At 42.4% G+C, this 18,004-nt stretch carries 17 protein-coding genes; 1 reads left to right on the top strand and 16 read right to left on the bottom strand.

What is annotated here, in order from left to right:
• Positions 1-33 precede the first annotated feature (33 nt).
• Complete coding sequence (gene wzzB, locus DVA43_RS02870) at positions 34-1,011, bottom strand: LPS O-antigen chain length determinant protein WzzB (RefSeq protein WP_114314529.1); 978 nt, start codon at positions 1,009-1,011, stop codon at positions 34-36.
• A gap of 194 nt (positions 1,012-1,205) precedes the next feature.
• Here wzzB and DVA43_RS02865 point away from each other — a divergent pair, with 194 nt between their 5' ends.
• Positions 1,206-2,210 carry an NAD-dependent epimerase gene (locus DVA43_RS02865; protein WP_114314528.1) on the top strand — a complete coding sequence of 335 codons (1,005 nt, stop codon included), beginning with the start codon at positions 1,206-1,208 and terminating at the stop codon, positions 2,208-2,210.
• A 45-nt stretch (positions 2,211-2,255) separates the two neighbouring features.
• On the opposite strand, the gene ugd is transcribed toward DVA43_RS02865, so the two are convergent.
• From ugd to galF, 15 genes are all read right to left on the bottom strand, one after another.
• Entirely contained in the window at positions 2,256-3,422 is a 1,167-nt protein-coding gene (ugd, locus tag DVA43_RS02860) for a UDP-glucose 6-dehydrogenase (RefSeq protein ID WP_103822486.1), read from the bottom strand.
• A gap of 252 nt (positions 3,423-3,674) precedes the next feature.
• The gene (gene gndA, locus DVA43_RS02855; protein WP_114314527.1) at positions 3,675-5,081 is read right to left on the bottom strand and encodes an NADP-dependent phosphogluconate dehydrogenase; all 1,407 of its coding nucleotides are present in this window, start codon (positions 5,079-5,081) and stop codon (positions 3,675-3,677) included.
• 121 nt (positions 5,082-5,202) lie between these two features.
• Complete coding sequence (gene galE / locus DVA43_RS02850; RefSeq protein ID WP_114314526.1) at positions 5,203-6,222, bottom strand: UDP-glucose 4-epimerase GalE; 1,020 nt, start codon at positions 6,220-6,222, stop codon at positions 5,203-5,205.
• 97 nt (positions 6,223-6,319) lie between these two features.
• A complete protein-coding gene (locus DVA43_RS02845) occupies positions 6,320-7,447 on the bottom strand; it encodes a glycosyltransferase family 4 protein (RefSeq protein ID WP_114314525.1) in 1,128 nt (375 codons plus the stop codon).
• Positions 7,444-8,550: a glycosyltransferase gene (locus DVA43_RS02840; protein WP_114314524.1), complete on the bottom strand. Its 1,107-nt coding sequence runs from the start codon at positions 8,548-8,550 to the stop codon at positions 7,444-7,446. The genes DVA43_RS02845 and DVA43_RS02840 overlap by 4 nt, the downstream gene beginning before the upstream one ends.
• Positions 8,540-9,697 carry an EpsG family protein gene (locus tag DVA43_RS02835; RefSeq protein ID WP_114314523.1) on the bottom strand — a complete coding sequence of 386 codons (1,158 nt, stop codon included), beginning with the start codon at positions 9,695-9,697 and terminating at the stop codon, positions 8,540-8,542. The genes DVA43_RS02840 and DVA43_RS02835 overlap by 11 nt, the downstream gene beginning before the upstream one ends.
• On the bottom strand, positions 9,697-10,584 hold the full coding sequence (locus DVA43_RS02830; protein WP_114314522.1) for a glycosyltransferase: 888 nt from the start codon (positions 10,582-10,584) through the stop codon (positions 9,697-9,699). The genes DVA43_RS02835 and DVA43_RS02830 overlap by 1 nt, the downstream gene beginning before the upstream one ends.
• Before the next feature lies 1 nt (position 10,585).
• On the bottom strand, positions 10,586-11,572 hold the full coding sequence (locus DVA43_RS02825) for a glycosyltransferase family 2 protein (RefSeq protein ID WP_114314521.1): 987 nt from the start codon (positions 11,570-11,572) through the stop codon (positions 10,586-10,588).
• Entirely contained in the window at positions 11,559-12,842 is a 1,284-nt protein-coding gene (locus tag DVA43_RS02820; RefSeq protein ID WP_114314520.1) for an O-antigen translocase, read from the bottom strand. Before DVA43_RS02820 ends, DVA43_RS02825 begins: the two co-directional genes overlap by 14 nt.
• Complete coding sequence (locus DVA43_RS02815; RefSeq protein WP_114314519.1) at positions 12,830-13,939, bottom strand: DegT/DnrJ/EryC1/StrS aminotransferase family protein; 1,110 nt, start codon at positions 13,937-13,939, stop codon at positions 12,830-12,832. The genes DVA43_RS02820 and DVA43_RS02815 overlap by 13 nt, the downstream gene beginning before the upstream one ends.
• 2 nt (positions 13,940-13,941) lie before the next feature.
• Entirely contained in the window at positions 13,942-14,397 is a 456-nt protein-coding gene (locus DVA43_RS02810; RefSeq protein WP_114314518.1) for an acyltransferase, read from the bottom strand.
• Entirely contained in the window at positions 14,384-14,791 is a 408-nt protein-coding gene (locus tag DVA43_RS02805; protein WP_114314517.1) for an FdtA/QdtA family cupin domain-containing protein, read from the bottom strand. The genes DVA43_RS02810 and DVA43_RS02805 overlap by 14 nt, the downstream gene beginning before the upstream one ends.
• Positions 14,781-15,656: a glucose-1-phosphate thymidylyltransferase RfbA gene (gene rfbA, locus DVA43_RS02800; protein WP_114314516.1), complete on the bottom strand. Its 876-nt coding sequence runs from the start codon at positions 15,654-15,656 to the stop codon at positions 14,781-14,783. The genes DVA43_RS02805 and rfbA overlap by 11 nt, the downstream gene beginning before the upstream one ends.
• Position 15,657: 1 nt before the next feature.
• Positions 15,658-16,731 (bottom strand): dTDP-glucose 4,6-dehydratase, encoded by a 1,074-nt coding sequence (gene rfbB, locus DVA43_RS02795; RefSeq protein WP_114317060.1) that lies wholly within the window; start codon positions 16,729-16,731, stop codon positions 15,658-15,660.
• A gap of 366 nt (positions 16,732-17,097) precedes the next feature.
• Positions 17,098-17,994 (bottom strand): GalU regulator GalF, encoded by an 897-nt coding sequence (gene galF, locus DVA43_RS02790; protein WP_103826470.1) that lies wholly within the window; start codon positions 17,992-17,994, stop codon positions 17,098-17,100.
• Positions 17,995-18,004 lie beyond the last annotated feature (10 nt).

Below are 18,004 nucleotides of genomic sequence, written 5' to 3'. Positions count from 1 at the left end.
GGAAACCCGGTTTTTTTAGCTGTTGAATCTGTATCAGGCTCTGGCGTTATAGTTACGCAGCGCGTTGCGGCCTAAGACAACGCCGGAGCCAATAATCCCGCCCAGCAGCACCGCAAGAACCAGTACGATTGAACGTTTCGGGCTATCGCGATAAACAGGCAAGTCTGGCTTCATCACGTAGCGATAAGCATGGATAGACGTCGGATCGATTTTCAGCTTCTGAATATCCAGCAATTTTTGCTTGTTCTGGTAGTAGCTGTCGGATAGCGTAAGTGGACGCGAAGATTCATGCGCAATCATGGATTGTAGCGCTTCGGTACCTAGCAAGAACATGGTTTCCTGCGTGACATCCTGAGTCTGCTGAATTTTTGGGGTGGTAATGTTCGCAGCCTCGGCGTATTTCAGCGCTTCATTAATCTGTCGGATTCGCAGGTCTTTTTGCTCCTGAGCAATCGTCTCTTGGTTACTCAGCACATCCTTAAGGGTGACAATCTGCTGTTTGATGTTGTCGTTTAGGTCAACTTCGATCTCTTTTTGAATCTGCTCATCAATCTGTTGGATATACTGTGCCACCTGCTTTTGCGCAGTTTCTGCTGAACCATTTACGTAGCTGATGCTTAAGGGCAGAGGCTGCCCTTTTACTGTCTGTTCAATTGTCAATTTTTCAGGAACGAGCTTGTTTTTCAAGGTCTGAGACAATGCTGAAAACGAGGCGTTATAGCGGCTGATAACGCTTTCCTGGATATCGGTTAATTTAGGGGCATTTACACCATACAGGATATTTAATGCATTGCTGTAGCTGCCAATTTGAGCCGCATCCGGCTGGGTAATAATCGCAGTAGAGGTCCACTTCTCTTTAGCAAAAACCAGATAGATACCAGCAATAACAATTGCGATGGCGATAAAAACAGCAATGATCCATTTTCCCCGCCATAACTGAACGAACAGATCAATCAAATCAATCTGCTCTGAGTCACTGCTTCGTGTGACCACGTTATTGTTGTTAGTCATATAGTCCTTAGAATGCAAATAAGCGCAAAGTATAAAGTCTGGGATATAGTTTATCGATTGTTTTCGGATTATCTATAGGAATCCGATGAGGCATATCGAAAATATGATGTTTGGTAACCCTGCGCATCGCGTTATCATACCTCAAATCCGGTACTTAACGCACCGGGCACGATAAGTAACAGATGAGGACAGTTATGAAATTTCTGGTCACTGGCGCAGCAGGCTTTATCGGCGCACATGTCAGCAAGCGGCTTCTGGATGCCGGGCATCAGGTTGTAGGTATCGACAACCTCAATGACTATTACGATGTGAACCTGAAGCAGGCGCGTCTTGATCTTCTCACGTCCGCGAACTTCACCTTCCATAAGCTCGATTTGGCTGACCGCGAAGGTATGGCTACCCTGTTCGCCGATGAAAAATTTGATCGAGTGATCCATCTGGCCGCCCAGGCGGGTGTTCGTTACTCCCTGGAGAACCCCCATGCTTATGCCGAAGCCAATCTGGTAGGCCACCTCAATGTGCTTGAAGGCTGCCGTCACAATAAAGTACAGCACTTACTTTACGCATCTTCCAGCTCCGTTTACGGACTGAATCGTAAGATGCCGTTCTCTACCGACGACTCCGTAGATCACCCGGTTTCGCTGTATGCCGCGACCAAAAAAGCCAACGAATTGATGTCGCACACCTACTCCCATCTTTATGGGTTACCAACTACCGGTCTGCGCTTCTTTACCGTTTATGGGCCGTGGGGTCGGCCGGATATGGCGCTGTTTAAGTTCACCAAAGCCATGGTAGAAGGCAAGAGTATCGACGTGTACAACTTCGGTAAGATGAAGCGTGACTTTACCTACATTGACGATATCGCCGAGGCGATTGTTCGCCTGCAGGATGTGATCCCGCAGGCAGACAGTGAATGGACGGTTGAGTCTGGCTCTCCGGCCACCAGTTCCGCGCCGTATCGCGTTTATAACATCGGTAACAGCTCGCCCGTTGAGCTGATGGATTACATTACAGCGCTGGAAGAGGCCTTAGGCATTGAAGCTGACAAAAATATGATGCCGATTCAGCCGGGCGACGTACTGGAAACCAGTGCGGATACCACCGCCCTGTATGAGGTGATCGGCTTTAAACCGCAAACGTCGGTGAAAGATGGCGTGAAAAACTTCGTTGACTGGTACCGCGAGTTTTACAAAATGTAATAAAAAGCCCGGCGATAATGCCGGGCTTTTTCTTTAACCGCAGTATCAGTCGCTACCAAACAGATCGCGGGTATAGACCTTATCCGCCACGTCAGAGAGCTCTTCAGCCATCCGGTTAGAGATGATCACATCCGCTTCTTTCTTGAAAGCATCCAGGTCACGAACCACACGTGAATGGAAGAATTCATCCTCTTTCATCACTGGTTCATAAATAATAACCTGTACGCCCTTAGCCTTAATACGCTTCATGATCCCCTGGATGGAGGAGGCACGGAAGTTATCCGAGCCGCTTTTCATGATCAGACGGTACACGCCCACCACTTTCGGGTGACGCGCCAGAATGGAGTCGGCGATAAAGTCTTTACGCGTCCGGTTGGCATCCACAATGGCAGAGATTAGATTGTTCGGCACGGATTGATAGTTAGCCAGCAGCTGCTTGGTGTCTTTCGGCAGGCAATAGCCGCCATAACCAAAGGACGGGTTGTTATAATGGTTGCCGATACGCGGATCGAGGCACACACCTTCGATGATCTGACGGGTGTTCAGCCCGAGGCTCTCTGCGTAGCTGTCCAGCTCGTTAAAATAGGCAACACGCATTGCCAGATAGGTATTAGCAAAGAGTTTAATGGCTTCCGCTTCTGTCGCGTCCGTGAACAGAACGTCAATGTTCTTTTTAATTGCGCCTTCCTGCAGCAGCGCAGCAAAACGTTCCGCACGCTCTGAGCGCTCACCAATGACGATACGGGACGGGTGCAGGTTATCGTACAATGCCCTGCCCTCACGCAGAAACTCTGGTGAGAAAATGACATTATCGATACCCAGCTCTTCTTTGATCGACTGAGTGAAACCAACAGGAATAGTCGATTTGATGATCATCACGGCATTCGGATTGATTGCTGTAACATCCTTGATCACCGCTTCGACGCTTGAAGTATTAAAGTAGTTCGTCTTCGGATCGTAGTCGGTTGGCGTGGCAATGATGACAAAATCGGCCCCGCTGTAGGCATCAACTTTGTCCGTAGTGGCCCGGAAATTCAACGGCTTGTTGGTCAGGTACTCCTGGATCTCTTTATCCACGATAGGAGAGATCTTCTGGTTCAGCATATCAACTTTGGCCTGCACGATATCCAGTGCGACCACTTCATGGTGTTGCGCGATAAGGATCCCGTTTGAGAGACCCACATAACCTGTTCCGGAGATTGTTATTTTCATCGAGTTAACTTCTTTAGATTAAGTGTCCGGGAGCGACTACCGCCCCACCGCAATAAGCAACTTTTGGGGTTTTTACCGCGTATGTCGAGTTGATGTCAAGGCGAATGGCTGGCTACAGAAAGGCATAAATACAGTGGTTTATGCTGCAGTCTGGCATGTCGGTTGAATCAGACGAGGCAATGCAGGGTATTACGCATAAAAAAAGCCCGGTGATGTTCACCGGGCTTCGCTACATGACTGAGTTAAATCAGATTAATCCAGCCACTCGGTGTGGAATACACCTTCTTTATCAGTGCGTTTATAGGTGTGTGCACCGAAGTAGTCACGTTGCGCCTGAATCAGGTTGGCAGGCAGCACGGCGGCACGGTAGCTGTCGTAATAAGCAACGGCTGCAGAGAAGGTTGGAACCGGAATACCGTTCTGTACTGCATAAGCGACGACATCACGCAGCGCCTGCTGGTAATCATCGGCGATCTGCTTGAAGTATGGCGCCAACAGCAGGTTAGCGATGCTCGCGTTTTCAGCGTAAGCATCGGTAATTTTCTGCAGGAACTGAGCACGGATGATGCAACCGGCACGGAAGATCTTCGCGATTTCGCCGTAGTTCAGATCCCAGTTGTTCTCGTCAGACGCAGCGCGCAGCTGAGAGAAGCCCTGAGCATAAGAGACGATTTTACCCAGGTACAGCGCACGGCGGACTTTCTCAATAAATTCTGCTTTATCACCAGCAAGTTTCGGCTGTGGACCAGTCAGCACTTTAGATGCTGCTACACGCTGCTCTTTCAGAGAAGAGATATAACGTGCGAAGACCGATTCGGTGATCAGGGACAGCGGCTCGCCCAGATCCAGGGAGCTCTGGCTGGTCCATTTACCGGTACCTTTGTTTGCCGCTTCATCAAGGATCACATCGACGAGGTATTTACCGTCTTCATCTTTCTTGGTGAAAATGTCTTTGGTGATGTCGATCAGGTAGCTGCTCAGTTCACCATTGTTCCAGTCGGTGAAGGTTTGCGCCAGCTCGTCGTTAGTGAGATTCAGGCCGCCTTTCAGAAGAGAATAGGCTTCAGCAATCAGCTGCATATCACCGTATTCAATACCATTGTGAACCATTTTAACGTAATGACCCGCACCATCCGGACCGATGTAGGTCACACACGGTTCACCATCTTCGGCAACGGCAGCAATCTTAGTCAGAATTGGTGCAACCAGCTCGTAAGCATCTTTCTGACCGCCAGGCATGATAGATGGACCCTTCAACGCGCCCTCTTCACCGCCGGATACACCGGTACCGATGAAGTTGAAGCCTTCAGCAGAGAGCTCACGGTTACGACGAATGGTGTCGTGGAAGAAGGTGTTGCCGCCATCAATGATGATGTCGCCTTTTTCCAGATACGGTTTCAGGGAGTCGATGGCAGCATCAGTGCCAGCGCCAGCTTTCACCATTAACAGGATACGACGAGGCGTTTCCAGGGATTCAACAAACTCCTGAACCGTATAGAACGGAACGAGTTTTTTGCCTGGGTTCTCGGCAATCACTTCTTCAGTTTTATCACGGGAGCGGTTGAAAACGGAGACGGTATAACCACGGCTTTCGATGTTCAGCGCCAGGTTGCGCCCCATCACTGCCATACCGACGACGCCGATCTGTTGTTTGGACATTACATACTCCTGTCAGGTGTGGTATCTGCGAATCATAACGCAGTTCAATGTTGGACTTATGTTAACTCAGGATGCAGAAATCCAATAATGTTTACTGGTGTCGTAAGATGCTCTTTTATTATCAGTTGCTTTTGAAACCGTTCGGATTCTTCTTCTGCCAGTTCCACGCGTCTCTCATCATTTCAGGCAGATCCCGCTTCGCTTCCCAGCCAAGCTCCACTCGCGCTTTTGAGGGATCTGACCAACATTCAGCAATGTCACCCGGACGCCTGTCACTCAACACATAGGGTACTGATACGGAGGTGGCATGCCTGAAGGCTTCCAGGAGTTCGAGTACAGAATATCCTTTTCCTGTTCCAAGATTATAAACATTGAAATTAGGCGCTCCGGGACGGCGTTTTAATGCAGCAACATGTCCTTCAGCAAGATCCATAACATGGATAAAGTCACGTACACCGGTACCGTCTTTTGTCGGATAATCACTTCCGTAAACAGAAAGATGATCACGTTTACCTATCGCGACCTGGCAAATATAAGGCATCAGGTTATTGGGAATGCCATTAGGATCTTCACCCATTTCCCCTGAAGGGTGTGCACCAACAGGATTGAAATAGCGCAGCACGGTAATATTTAAACCCGAACATGCAAAAGATAAATCAGAAAGTATTTTTTCGACCATTAATTTGGACGTACCGTAAGGATTTGTTGTTCCTCCGGTTCGGCAAGATTCGGTTAAAGGGATAGTCTCTGGCTCTCCGTAAACCGTTGCGGATGAACTGAAAATTAAATGGTTAACGCCAGCATTTATCATTTCATCAAATAAGCATAAGCTGCCTGCAATATTGACCTGATAATATTTAAGTGGTTTTGAGACAGATTCACCAACTGATTTTAAACCAGCAAAATGGATCACGTCAGTGATGTCATTCTCGGAAAATATCTTTTGCAGCAATGCTCTATCTAATATATCACCTTTATAAAATAAAGGTTCAACACCAGTGATTAATTTTATTCTTTTTAATGATTCAAAAGAAGAGTTTGATAAATCATCAATAATGATAACCTCTTCTCCTTTTTCAAGGAGAGCAACAACTGTGTGCGACCCTATGTAACCCAGTCCACCTGTAACAAGAATAGCCATATAATTCTTAACCTTATCTCATGATGGTATAATTATCAGTTGAAATAATTTCATATGCGCGATATTTCATATACAGTAGTAATCTAGTGAAGCAACATCAATTATTACTCAATAAAATACTTATCAACTTATCGGTTGCTACGTTTTCATCAAATTTTTCTTCAGCCATACGTCGGCTTTCTTTACCCATCGATATAACCTGTTGCGGATTCACAATGAAATTTATCATTGCTTCTGCCAGCGATTCAACGTTCCAGGGTGGAATCATAAAACCATTTAAGCCATGATTTATGGTTTCCCGGCAACCCGGGACATCGGTAGTAATAACAGGCCGACCAATAGACATTGCTTCCTGCGTACTACGAGGAATACCTTCACGATAAGAAGGCAGAACAAAAACACTTAATTCAGTCAAATACCCTTTCACATCAGATATTTGTCCTAAAAAATCAACATGACCTTCTTTTTTCCAGACGTTAAGTTGTTCCCGGGTAATGCCTCCCGGGTTATCATCGATTGCACCAGCGATGCTGAATTTAACTTCTGGATATTTTTCTTTAACGATTTTTGCTGCCTCAACAAACTCTCGCACGCCCTTTTCAACTAAAAGACGTGATACCATTCCAAAATGAAGGGAAGTTTTATCAGGCAAGCTGTAAGAGTACTCGTTGAGATTGACACCAATACCACCAATAATTTCGAAATCCGATATTGCAATCTTATTATGTATGATTAAGTCACAATAATCGTCAGGATTAAGAAAAAGTACCTTTTTGGATCGAGGTAAAGTCAATTTATAGAGAAACGTCTGGATATGTTTTAAGATTCGCTTTTTAAAAGAATCTTTTTTCTTATGAGCAGTGTAACAAAAACCTAGGCCTTCTAGCAAATTATAAATATACTTAACACCAGCCAATTTGGCTGCAAGCGTACCAAAAATCACTGGCTTTGGGAAAAAACAAAAAACAACGTCAGGATTGATTTGCTTTATTTTTTTGGATAGTGAGACAGTATTAACCATATCAGACAGGGGATTCATGCCTGAACGTGAAAAAATATATTGCTCTGGTGTAGCGCCGAGCTGGGAAATTTGTAAGAACTTTTCTCTGTCATTATCCATGGTAAGAATATGAACACTGATATCCTTTGATACTAGTTGTTCTATCAATTTTTTTCGGAAAAGAATAATGGTGCTAGCTTGGTTGCCAATGAGCAATATTTTCATTTAACTACCTGTTTTGATTTGTAAATGCTCAACCAGCGATCCACTACGGAAGTGATAGAGAAATTTTTGATGATATGGTCGCGGTTTTGATTTCCGATAAGATTCTTTTGCGCTTCGCTTAACGCGCTCATTTCAAGTATTTTAGTTGCTAAAGCTTGAGAATCAGAAATCGGTACAACATACTTAGCGTCGCCAACAACTTCTTTAACTCCACCGGCATCTGTACATACAGCAATAGATTTACAGGCCATAGCTTCTGCAACAACTAATCCAAAACCTTCCCACCGTGAAGATAATACAAACAGGTCGCACGCTGAATAATAATCACTGACAGAATTAATACTTCCCAAGAGCGTTACGCGCGAACTTAAATTTAGACTAGTTATAAGTTTTTCAATATTATTACGCTGATCACCTTCACCGATAATAACCATTTTGAAATAATCAGGCAATTGATGAAATGCAGTAATGAGATTGGGGTAATCTTTAGCTTCGGTTAATCGACCAACTGCAAGAATTACTTTTTCATTTTCTTTAATATTAAGTTGATGTCTGAAAGTAACTCTACTCTCGCTGTTAAAATTAAATTTGTCAATATCAATACCGTTATAGACTACATCTGAATTAAATTTTGAAAAGGCTTTTCTTTGAATGAAAGCTTCAAGTGCTTCTTTGCTAACATTCGTACTAATATCGGATAATTTATCAGTAAGGCGGTATATTAGCATGCGTAATGCTCCGCCTTCATTTTTACTGTGCGCAGTGCAAATGAGTTTATAATCTTTTTTGAACAGTAACCCAACCATTCTCATTAAAATATTTGCATGAAACATATGGCTATGCACTATTGATGGCTGATAATCCTTGATTATATTACGGCATTCAAAAAGTGTTTTAAAAAAAGAAAGAGGCGTTTTATTTAAGTTCAGATTAATAACTTTGATATTTTTCTCTTCTGGCCGTACTACGATTTCCCCGCCAAGAGTTAAGATCATAACTTCGTAGCCGCGTTGATAAAATTTATCAGCAAGAATGCATAATTGTCTTTCAGCACCACCGAGTCCCAATCCAGTGATTACAAAGAGCAACCTTTTATTGAACATTGTTTGATTCTCCGCCTAGCGCCTTATCCAGTACCACATTCGCTATTCTTCCTATTTCTCGCTCATCAAAAACTGCCGCAGTATAATAATTTAGATTAATAAATGAAACCGGAGCTGAGGTATTGCGAAAATAGGAGAAGAAACAGAACACTAAAAAGGTAAAGAAATATAAATTAAGAAATAAAGTGTTGTAACTTTTGACTTCAAATATACGCCTGTAGGATTCTTTGGCATAAAGAGTAAAAACAAAAATAGCGATAAAGATGAAGTAAAATGTTACCCTTGCCAAGAAAGTTATAGCTCCGCTATACAAATAAATCACGGCTCCAACAAAAATAATGCGGTTGAGCAATAGTAGCTCTTGCTTTTTTTCAATCTGGTAAGAATAGTAAATATAAAAAACAACATATAAAAAAGTCAAAATATTTAGCCAACCAAATTGGATGGAAATAGGGTTTTGCTCGATATAGAAGAGAATTTTTTTAAAGGCAAAATTGAACTGAGCAAGAAAAGCAACTAAACCGGCTCCAAAAATCAATAAGAAAGCGAACAGTGATATTGATGAAACAGTAACAGCGATAAATATTTTCCTATTCTTGATTTTACATAATAATATGGCAGGTATAATTATGAGCGCTGATACGTGCATTGAGGCCGCGATTATCGTACCAATAATAAGCCGTGGCAAGGAATGTGACTTGCAATAATTTATTATTATTGCGAATATTATTACACAGGCAATAAATTGACGCAGTTGCTCTAATATTAATGTGTAACCGAATACCATTAATAAGGCAGAAATAAAAAGTGGTTCGTTAATTTTAACCTTCGTCAGGTTATAACCCAACATGGTAAATACGAACATATAAAATAACAATATCGCAATACCAAAGTTATTCCCTGAAAGAAACAACAATAATTTAAAGAAGATAACAAACCCAGGTTCAAAGGCTAAATATAAATCATCATCATTCAAAAACCTGCTGTAATAAATACTCCAGTCCACTCCATTGATGTAAAAAGCTGTAAAAGAAATTATCAGCACGCCCCAAATGGTTGACCTGATGACTTGTTTTGATCCTGTGTTAAATCGCCCCCAGATCAATGAAAACAATAATAATGGGATAACGTTAATCAGTATAAACATTATCTACGAACCTTCTCATAGAGAGCAATGATGACATTCATCGGATTTAATACTTTTAGATATTTAAAATAACGAATATTATTAAATGATAAATATAAATTCAATTTATTATGTAAATATGCAACATAGTGTTTATCGCTTAGCCTCATCTCATTCAGGAAAACTAAATCCTTATACAAATACACGTTTATGTTGGAATTTCGTGAGGTAGCTTGCGCGTTGTGTACTCGATAAAGAACACTTGTAAAATCTAAAAAATCAGTTTTGATATTATTATCAATAAGTTTTAACCAATGTGGAAGATCTTCAAGCAAACGATAACGCTCATCAAATTCAGTAAAATATTTACGATTAATAAAAGCTCCGGGGGCCATATTATTGAAATGGATATTCGCTAAACCCTGTTTGAATTTAGATGGGCGCATTTTGCTAATATCTCTAGTCCACGACAATGGGTATTTACTGGATAATACGATATCGTTTCCAAAAGTTTCAAAATAGGTAAAGAACGCACCATAATTCTGACCCGACGGAATGCCATTTAATTCTTGAATGAATTTTTCCACAGCATCATTTAATAATATATCGTCAGAACCAATACATTTAATCCATTTGCCTTTAGCATGCTTAAGTCCATTATTAAAATTAGCAGGTATTCCTCTATTCTCTTGGCTCCTCACGAAAATACACTCAATATCTGGGTGAGTTTCTTTTTTATCATTAAGCCAGCTTTCGATTATTTCAACGCTATTATCTTTTGAACAATCATCAGCAATGATTATTTGGATAAATTTATAACTTTGATTAATACACGACTCTAAAGTTTCTTCAATATATTTTTCTGCGTTGTAACTCGCAACGATAATAGTAACTAAAATATTATCCATATTAGAACATAATACTCAATAAAGTTAATTGTAATTTGCTTTTTTTTGAGAGCAGGACAGTTCTGCTTTTTTTATCTTTAGACAAGCGACTTATTGACTTATGAAGCAAGGAATGCCATTGCCCACGGTCTCTATCGGATAACAACTTACGCCATTTAAAATAGCGAACTGAGACGCCCCACATGGTACTGATAATCAAAGCATACGCATCATTTATTAATAAATTATAATTAGGGGCACCCTTATTCTTCTCAATATAGTCCAATATATAGAAGGCGTTATGCAAAACTTTATAATAATTGTGATTTATTCTTCGTGTTGTAGAATTTACGTTATTGACGAAGTAATAGTTCCCATCAGAAAGATATATTTTATTAGCTAAATCAAAGGAGATACGTGAAATAACCTCATCATTGTTAAGATAATTCATGCCATCTTTATTGATGTCGTTGTAAGTTTCGTAAGCCCGTAAAAACATTTCTCTGTTATAAATACCAAAAGCATGTACTCCCCATGCTCTAATGCAATTTGCAAAAACATCTTTTCCCTTTAACTTTTTGTTCGCTGTATAACAGACAAAACTCCCAGTAATTTCATTATCATCCGGATTGACATAGTTCAAATGAAATAAGGAAATATCAATAGTAGGGTCATTAATGATTGGAGTAAAGGCATTTTCCAGGGAATCATTGGCCAATCTGTCATCGCTATCGATTACGGCAATAAATTTCGATCGACTAACACGGATAGCATTTTCACGAGCCCGAGCCGCCCCTTTGTTCTCTTGCCTAAGCAAATGTAATATGAATTGCTTTGGCTTGTATGATGCAACTAGCGCTGCTGTATTATCGACTGAACCATCATCTACTACTATTACACGAAACCCGTTAAGCGACTGTTGATCGAGCTTATTTAAAATGGTAAGGATATTTTTTTCTTCATTATACGCCGGTATAATGACGCTCAAATCTTCACTATCTATCCTCATTATTTAATTCCACTTTATATTTCACATGCCAAAAATAGATGGCAGCAGTTGCAACAAGATAAATTAAATATGTTGAACAATAAGCCATACTTACTCCTTCAAAACCATTATTTATAATAAATAGCTTGGTCAAGAGAGGATAGAGAATTGAGAAAGATATTTCTAAAGTTGCGTTGATTGCAAAGTAACCTTTCGCTAGTAAAATTGTTGCAAATAACCAACTACAGATTCTGAAAAAGTCCCCTATGTTTTGATAGAAAAAAAGCCCACTAGCACGCTGGAAATCCTTTGTAAATAGGAAACTGATAATAAAATCTTTTAAATAAAAAATTGTCAATGCCATCATAAGTGATAAAGGCACGACTAATCGAGCACCCGTTTTTAAAATACTTAAATGCTCAGAAACTGTTTTAGCTGCTGCTGTTTTGGGAAAATAGTAAACCGTCATCGCAGTAGTTAACACTGCAAGGTAGGCTTCCGAAATTTTACTAACTGCCTGCCAGTACCCTGAGTATTCCAGAGAGAAATCATTTGTTAATATAGTTCGCACAACAATTAGAGAAATAGGCCCTGTTAAAGCGCCGATAATTCCCATAGCGAAATATTTACTCATTTCACTGACTTGCTGTTTTGGCGCTGTGCCATACCAGTATTTAAACTGAAACCAAGGTTTTTTTAGTATAATTATGATAAGCCAAAACCCGGCAATGGCATTATTTAAAGCAGCAGCAATCAAAGCACCTTTTAGTCCTAAAAAATATACCAGACCTGTCATAGAGATCACAGATGAGGCAATTGCCAAAATATTAGCCAGAAAAAAACGATTATAATCACTTAACCCGTTCAATACTCCTAAGAATATACTATTAATAATATTTAGTGGCAAAACCATTAACGCCAATATTATCAGCCAGTAGAATTCTCTATTATGAAAAAGGTATTCAGCCAAAAAACCTGAAGAGAGGATCCCCAGGCACATAATGAAACAGCAAGCAACTGTTGATAGCTTTATAGCGGCTCGCCAGTATGGCTGAGCCTTCTCATAATTATCTTTGTGCTCAGCTGAGTAGCGGTTAATTCCCTGTGAAACTTGTGATGAGATAAAACCATTAATAAAGGTTACAAAATTCTGTAATTGCCCCAAGTTAGATATTCCCGCAGGGCCCGTATAAATTGCAACAACTTTAGAAATAAGAAGCCCACATGCTAGTCTAAAACAGGTAATAACCCCACTCAGTATTGTTACTTTTGCAAAACTCAAAGTACCCATCCATTAATTGTACTAATAACATGATCAACATCGGAATCGGTCATGGTTGGATCCATAGGGATGGATAGTACACTGCTATGCAGTGTTTCAGAAATTGGCAAAGTTAAATGCTTCATTTCTTCATATGCCATTTGCAGATGTGGTGGAATAGGATAATGAATAAGGGTTTGAACCTGATTTTTATCTAGATAGTCTTTCAAAGCTTGTCTCTGGCTCGTTTTGATAACAAAAAGGTGCCACACATGTTCTAGATTCTGTTCTTCGCTAATTTCTGGAAGAGTTATAAGCGAATTATTGATAGTTGTCAGGTACTTACGTGCAATTTCACGGCGCCGTGATGTTTCTTTATCCAGATACTTTAACTTCACAGAGAGCATAGCAGCCTGAATTTCGTCAAGACGGCTATTAATCCCTTTATATTTATTCTGATATTTAACGTGTGAACCATAATTTCTGAGCGCTAACAGCACCTGAGCTAACTCGTCGTCATTTGTTGTTATCGCACCCGCATCGCCAAGGGCACCCAGATTCTTGCCGGGATAGAAACTGAAGCCAGCAGCATCCCCCCATGAGCCACATTTTTTACTATCAATTTCCGCGCCATGAGACTGAGCGCAATCTTCAAGCACCAACAAATCATTTGCTGAGGCAATCTCCATAACCTCTTTCATTGGTGTGATTCGCCCATACAAATGTACAGGTAAAATAGCTTTGGTTTTAGAGGTGATCGCTTTATTAATTCCCTCAACACTCAAATTGAATGTCGCAGGATCAGGCTCAACTAGTACAGGGGTTAAATCATTCTGGGTGATTGCTAAAATTGATGCAATATAAGTATTCGCAGGAACGATAACCTCATCACCAGCCTTTAGTTTACCCATCTCTTTCCAGGCGCGAAGCACTAATATCAGCGCATCCAAGCCATTTGCCACGCCAATCGCATGTTTTACTCCACACCATTTTGCATATTCTTTTTCAAAATTTTGAAGTTCAGAACCCATGATGTACCAACCGGAGTCGATAACTCGCGCACATGCTTCTTTTAGCTCTCTTTCATAACAATTATTAATTTTTTTTAAATTCAGAAAGTCAACCATTATTACTTCTCCCCTAAAATTCTTGCTGGATTGCCTACGACTGTTGTATTTGCTGGCACATCCTTAGTTACTACAGCGCCTGCACCTACCATTGCCCCTTCCCCAATAACTACCCCAGGAAGAATTGTTGCATTTGCGCCAATTGAAGCACCTTTTTTCACAATGATTCGCGAAAATTGCTCTGGATAAACTTTCGACCTTGGTTTTTTATCATTTGTAAACGCAACGCATGGACCGATAAACACATCATCTTCAAGCGTAACTCCATCCCAGATATATACACCAGATTTTACTGTTACGCGATTTCCTATTAGCACATCATTCTCAATAAAAGTATGTGCACAAATATTACAATCATCGCCAATAACAGCGCCTGGCAGTATTACCGAAAATTGCCAGACATTAGTATTTTCGCCAATGTTGCTGGATTGTACATCACTCAGTTTATGCAGATTCATGCTTTAATGACTCCAGAAAAGCGTCATAGTTTCTGATATAGTCGCTTTCATCATATACATCGCTGGCGAGAACCAGAAGGATGCAGTCGTCAGAGTAGTTGTACATTTCGTGCCAAATTGCGGGCTCAATAAGTAATCCTTGCGCAGGATCATTTAAAAGAACATCAACTTTCTCAACACCATCATCTAAATGAAAATAGCAAGAGCCTCTGACCACTATCGCAAGCTGTCTTAGTTCTTTATGTGCATGAAAACCTCTTCGCACATTTTCTTTAGTTCCAAACATGTAATAGACCCGTTTAATTTCAAACGGTACGTTTTTGATCTGTTCAAGGGCAACAAGCATACCACGCTCATCACCATGCTTCTGGAACGGTAATATTTCAATTTTCATATTTTTTCACTAAATTAATAAGATATTGCCCGTAACTGTTTTTTTCTATTTTTTTTCCGAGAGAAAACACATCATTATTTGTTAACCAACCATTCCTCCAGGCAATTTCTTCAGGGCAAGCAACCATCATTCCCTGTCGCTTTTGCACTGTTTCTACAAAGCTGCCAGCTTCAATTAAACTATCGTGCGTGCCCGTATCAAGCCATGCAAATCCTCGACCTAATAATTCAACGGTTAACAAGTTGCTTCTGAGGTAGACTTCATTGACCGACGTAATTTCAATTTCCCCCCGGGCGGAAGGTTTTATCGTTTTAGCAATATCTACAACGCTATTATCATAGAAATATAAACCTGTCACAGCCCAGTTGGATTTAGGGTGAACTGGTTTTTCTTCAATACTTAACGCTTTAAAGTTACAGTCAAACTCAACCACACCAAAGCGTTCAGGATCCATGACCTGGTACCCAAAAACGGTTGCCCCCGAGGTCCGCTCAGCAGCACTTCGTAATTTCGGTGTAAAACCTTGACCAAAGAAGATGTTATCTCCTAACACCAGGCAGACTGAATCATTGCCAATGAATTTCTCCCCAATAATAAAAGCTTGTGCCAGCCCATCAGGAGATGGTTGAACGGCAAAAGATAAGTTAATGCCGAACTGGCTGCCATCTCCTAGTAGTCTGACAAATCCTTGCTGATCTTCGGGGGTGGTAATAATTAAAATATCTCTTATGCCCGCAAGCATCAGAACTGATAACGGGTAGTAAATCATCGGTTTGTCATAAACAGGTAGTAACTGTTTAGATATTCCCATCGTGATAGGATAAAGTCTTGTACCTGACCCACCTGCAAGAATGATACCTTTCATCTTATTCCAGTCCTAAACGTTCACGTTGATAGCTACCGTCCTGCACACGACGACACCATTCAGTATTATTTAAATACCACTCTACCGTTTTACGGATGCCGCTCTCAAAGGTCTCTTGCGGCTTCCAGCCCAACGTCTGGCTAATCTTATCGGCATCGATTGCATAACGACGGTCATGACCCGGACGGTCAGTCACGTAGGTGATCTGATCGCGATACGAGCCCTCTTTCGGCACAATCTCGTCCAGCAGATCGCAGATGGTATGCACCACATCCAGGTTCTGCTTCTCGTTATGACCACCGATGTTGTACGTTTCGCCCGGTTTACCCTGGGTCACCACGGTGTAAAGCGCGCGAGCGTGATCCTCAACATAGAGCCAGTCGCGGATCTGATCGCCCTTGCCATAAATCGGCAGCGCTTTCCCCTCCAGCGCGTTGAGGATCACCAGCGGGATCAGTTTTTCCGGGAAGTGATAAGGACCGTAGTTATTGGAGCAGTTGGTCACAATAGTCGGGAAACCGTAGGTACGTAACCATGCGCGAACGAGGTGATCGCTGGATGCCTTAGAAGCCGAATAAGGGCTGCTCGGTGCGTATGCCGTCGTTTCAGTGAATAGCGGCAGTGCTGTCGAGGCTGGATGCTCGTCCGGGTGCGGCAGATCGCCGTAAACTTCATCCGTGGAGATGTGATGGAAGCGGAAGGCTTTTTTCGCCTTTTCGCCAAGCGTAGACCAGTATGCACGGCCCGCCTCCAGCAGCACGTAGGTACCGACAATATTGGTCTCGATAAACGCAGCCGGTCCGGTAATGGAGCGATCAACGTGGCTTTCTGCCGCCAGATGCATCACCGCATCAGGCTTATGCTCGGCAAAAATACGGTCCATCGCCGTTTTATCGCAAATGTCCGCATGCTCAAAAGCGTAACGAGGGCTGTTACTCACGTCAGCAAGAGATTCCAGGTTACCGGCGTAGGTCAATTTATCGACATTAACCACTGAATCCTGGGTATTTTGAATAATATGTCGTACAACCGCAGAGCCGATGAAACCCGCACCGCCAGTAACAAGAATTTTCACGCGTTCTTTTCCGTTAATTGATATCAGGATGGTCACATTCTGTAGCTGCTATTACAGCCTGAACAGAAATCAGACACGCTACCGCCCCTGGCTTAACAGCTACCAGTGCACTGAACGTGGTCATTATGAGCTATTTCGCCGCCAGACCCCAGCATAATGGCAACAGGGTGGCGCGCAAATCAATTAATAATTGTCGTCTTAAATGCTGGCAGAAACAAGGGAAAAATAGGGCTAATAAAACAAAAAGACAGCAGTTAACTCACTGAAAATTAGGAATTTATTTAAAAAAAGAAACGGCAGTGTCATTCACATGGCCTATGAAAGCCCGGAATGATCCACTGCCGTTCAGATTACGACGAACAACGGTTAATTGTTATTTAAGAGCTTCGTCATGCTTTCGCGGAACTTCTGCCCTTCTTTCAGGTTACGCAGGCCATACTGAACAAAGGCTTGCATGTATCCCAGTTTCTTACCGCAGTCGTAGCTGTCGCCGGTCATCAGCATAGCGTCCACAGACTGCTTTTTCGCCAGCTCAGCGATAGCATCCGTCAGCTGAATACGATCCCAGGCGCCTGGCTCGGTACGCTCCAGTTCAGCCCAGATTTCTGCGTTCAGCACATAGCGGCCCACGGCCATCAGATCGGAATCAAGCGTCTGCGGTTGATCCGGCTTCTCGATAAATTCAACGATACGGCTGACTTTACCCTCAGTATCCAATGGCTCTTTGGTCTGAATAACGGAGTATTCAGACAGATCGCCTTTCATGCGCTTCGCCAGCACCTGGCTACGGCCCGTCTCGTTGAAACGCGCCACCATTGCCGCCAGGTTGTAGCGCAGCGGATCGGCAGAGGCGTTGTCCAGAATGATATCGGGCAGGACGACCACGAACGGGTTATCCCCCACTACAGGACGCGCGCACAGAATAGAGTGGCCCAGCCCCAGCGGCTGCGCCTGGCGAACGTTCATAATGGTCACGCCCGGTGGGCAGATGGACTGCACTTCCGCCAACAGCTGACGCTTAACGCGCTGCTCCAGAAGGGCTTCAAGTTCGTAGGAGGTGTCGAAGTGGTTTTCTACCGCATTCTTGGAGGAGTGCGTAACCAGAACGATTTCTTTGATCCCTGCAGCAACAATCTCGTCGACGATGTACTGAATCATCGGCTTGTCAACGATCGGCAGCATCTCTTTAGGAATGGCTTTTGTGGCCGGGAGCATATGCATGCCGAGACCGGCTACCGGAATGACTGCTTTCAAATTAATCATATTTCTTCCA

The organism is Leclercia sp. W6 (assembly GCF_003336345.1).
Lineage (GTDB): Bacteria > Pseudomonadota > Gammaproteobacteria > Enterobacterales > Enterobacteriaceae > Enterobacter.
Note: the sequence above shows the minus strand (reverse complement) of the source record. Positions and strands in the feature narration are given on the sequence as shown.

Bases quoted from the DNA above. Each gene is read 5' to 3' on its own strand.
- wzzB (WP_114314529.1), bottom strand. From the start codon at position 1,011: ATGACTAACAACAATAACGTGGTCACACGAAGCAGTGACTCAGAGCAG.
- DVA43_RS02865 (WP_114314528.1), top strand. From the start codon at position 1,206: ATGAAATTTCTGGTCACTGGCGCAGCAGGCTTTATCGGCGCACATGTC.
- ugd (WP_103822486.1), bottom strand. From the start codon at position 3,422: ATGAAAATAACAATCTCCGGAACAGGTTATGTGGGTCTCTCAAACGGG.
- gndA (WP_114314527.1), bottom strand. From the start codon at position 5,081: ATGTCCAAACAACAGATCGGCGTCGTCGGTATGGCAGTGATGGGGCGC.
- galE (WP_114314526.1), bottom strand. From the start codon at position 6,222: ATGGCTATTCTTGTTACAGGTGGACTGGGTTACATAGGGTCGCACACA.
- DVA43_RS02845 (WP_114314525.1), bottom strand. From the start codon at position 7,447: ATGAAAATATTGCTCATTGGCAACCAAGCTAGCACCATTATTCTTTTC.
- DVA43_RS02840 (WP_114314524.1), bottom strand. From the start codon at position 8,550: ATGTTCAATAAAAGGTTGCTCTTTGTAATCACTGGATTGGGACTCGGT.
- DVA43_RS02835 (WP_114314523.1), bottom strand. From the start codon at position 9,697: ATGTTTATACTGATTAACGTTATCCCATTATTATTGTTTTCATTGATC.
- DVA43_RS02830 (WP_114314522.1), bottom strand. From the start codon at position 10,584: ATGGATAATATTTTAGTTACTATTATCGTTGCGAGTTACAACGCAGAA.
- DVA43_RS02825 (WP_114314521.1), bottom strand. From the start codon at position 11,572: ATGAGGATAGATAGTGAAGATTTGAGCGTCATTATACCGGCGTATAAT.
- DVA43_RS02820 (WP_114314520.1), bottom strand. From the start codon at position 12,842: ATGGGTACTTTGAGTTTTGCAAAAGTAACAATACTGAGTGGGGTTATT.
- DVA43_RS02815 (WP_114314519.1), bottom strand. From the start codon at position 13,939: ATGGTTGACTTTCTGAATTTAAAAAAAATTAATAATTGTTATGAAAGA.
- DVA43_RS02810 (WP_114314518.1), bottom strand. From the start codon at position 14,397: ATGAATCTGCATAAACTGAGTGATGTACAATCCAGCAACATTGGCGAA.
- DVA43_RS02805 (WP_114314517.1), bottom strand. From the start codon at position 14,791: ATGAAAATTGAAATATTACCGTTCCAGAAGCATGGTGATGAGCGTGGT.
- rfbA (WP_114314516.1), bottom strand. From the start codon at position 15,656: ATGAAAGGTATCATTCTTGCAGGTGGGTCAGGTACAAGACTTTATCCT.
- galF (WP_103826470.1), bottom strand. From the start codon at position 17,994: ATGATTAATTTGAAAGCAGTCATTCCGGTAGCCGGTCTCGGCATGCAT.